Source organism: Oleiphilus sp. HI0123, from assembly GCF_001635315.1.
The window spans coordinates 1-2293 of record NZ_LWGE01001776.1 but is presented as its reverse complement, the minus strand read 5'-3'; the positions used below and the strand labels follow the sequence as shown (position 1 = coordinate 2293).

The following is a 2293-nucleotide window of genomic DNA, read 5'->3' as shown; positions in this document are numbered from 1 at the left end:
GTTTAATTTTATAAGTTGAGCCGAGAAGATAGTCTGGTCGTTTAATCGACTCATTCATCTCTACTGGAACAACCTTTGGCGTGTTGTCTACAACAAGCGCTTTATCACCGGAGTTGTCTACTTGATAACCGACGATTTTCTTTTCAATTTTAATTGCCATAATTTTTTACCTATCAATCTGCTACATAGTGAAGGGTGCTTAGTGTATTGCTCACTATGTCTAGTATTTTCCGTAGGTACCTTCTTTCAATGCGTCGAATAAGTTCGCTGCTGAATGAATTTCACCGTCGTATTCTATTTCTTCGTTACCTTTCGCTTTTACTTTTGTACCATCTTCTAGCGTAAATTCGTAGATGGTGTTCTCAAGATCAGACTCTTTCACCAATACGCCCTGGAATGCTTCAGGGTTAAAGCGGAAAGTTGTGCATCCCTTCAAACCTTTCTCGTAAGCGTACATGTAGATATCCTTGAATTCCTCATATGGGAACTCTGTAGGAATATTTGCAGTCTTCGAGATTGACGAGTCAACCCACTGTTGAGCTGCCGCCTGAATGTCTACATGTTGCTTAGGCGTTACGTCATCTGCCGAGATAAAGTAATCAGGTAATTGTGTCTTCGGGTCAGTAGAAAACGGCATTGCATCAGCATTGACGAAATGACGGTAAGCTAGAAGCTCGTATGAGAATACGTCTACTTTTTCTTTCGTCTTCTTGCCTTCACGAATAATGTTTCGTGAATAGTGATGAGCAAAACTAGGCTCAATACCATTACTTGCGTTATTGGCAAGTGAAAGCGAAATAGTACCCGTAGGTGCGATAGAAGTGTGGTGAGTAAAACGAGCACCTTGTTCGGCTAATTTTTCGATTAGTTCCGGCTCATGCTCACCAACTTTCTGCATGTAACGGCTGTATTTTGCGTGAAGTACTTTACCTTTTACTTCATCGCCAACCTGGTAGCCTTCGGCTCTCATTTCAGGGCGTTTAAGAAGCATCTCCTCATCAACGATGAAGGTCTCTTCCATGATTGGCGCAGGGCCTTTTTCTTCTGAAAGCGCTAGGCCTTGTTTCCAGCCTTCAATAGACATCTCACGGTTTACCTTTTCAGTAAACTCGATTGACTCAGGTGAGCCATAAGCCATCTTAAGCATGGTGCAGGTAGAGCCAAGACCCAGAATTCCCATACCGTGACGGCGCTTGAAGTTAATTTCGTTACGCTGGCCAATTAGCGGAAGGCCGTTGATCTCGACAACGTTATCAAGCATGCGCGTAAAGATGCCCACAGCTTTTTTATACTTTTCGAAGTTAAAAAAGGCTTTGTCAGTAAATGGACGCTCAACAAATTTGGTCAGGTTCACCGAGCCTAGCAAGCAGCTGCCATAAGGTGGTAGAGGTTGCTCGCCGCATGGGTTGGTTGCGCGAATGTTTTCACAATACCAGTTGTTGTTCATCTCGTTAACTTTATCGATAAGGATAAAGCCTGGCTCAGCGAAGTCATAGGTAGACGTCATGATGCTGTCCCAGATGTACTTCGCTTTTACAGTGTTATAAATGCGACACGCTACCTGACCTTCATCATTAGTAATATAGCTTGTTTTAACTGGGAAGCTACGAAATACGAATTGGCTCTCATCACTTAGGTCAAGATTGTCTTCTTCAACTTCTTCAGCAGTAACAGGGAAGGATAGCTGCCAGTCAGCGTCATTCTGAACCGCTTTAATGAAGTCTTCGGTAATTAGTAATGAAAGATTGAACTGACGTAGTCGGCCGTCTTCACGTTTTGCACGTACGAAGTCCAGAACGTCAGGGTGGTGTACATCAAAGGTCGCCATTTGCGCACCACGACGCCCACCAGCAGATGAAACGGTGAAGCACATCTTGTCAAAGATATCCATGAAAGATAGAGGGCCTGAAGTGGTTGCACCTGCACCAGCAACGTAAGCACCTTTAGGGCGTAGCGTTGAAAACTCATAACCAATACCGCAACCAGCTTTAAGAGTTAGGCCTGCTTCATGGTTTTTGAGCAAGATATCATCCATTGAATCGAACACAGTACCCGAGACAGTACAGTTAATGGTTGATGTTGCCGGCTTATGCTCGCCTGCGCCGGCATTAGACATGATTCGGCCGGCTGGAATAACGCCGTTTTCTAGTGCCCACTTGAAGTCGTTGTAGACGGTTTCTCTTTTGCCCTCTTCTTCTACAGATGAAAGCGCTTTGGCAACACGCTCATAGGTAGCGTCAATGTTTTGATCGACGGCCTGACCAGTTTTAGTTTTTAGCTGGTACTTAGTGTG

The 2293-nt window shown here is 44.4% G+C and carries 1 protein-coding gene; it reads right to left on the bottom strand.

Going from position 1 to position 2293, the window contains the following annotated elements; translation table 11 throughout:
- Window positions 1-220 precede the first annotated feature (220 nt).
- Window positions 221-2293: adenosylcobalamin-dependent ribonucleoside-diphosphate reductase (locus tag A3761_RS23935; protein ID WP_068751049.1), on the bottom strand; the 2073-nt coding region annotated here is incomplete at its 5' end.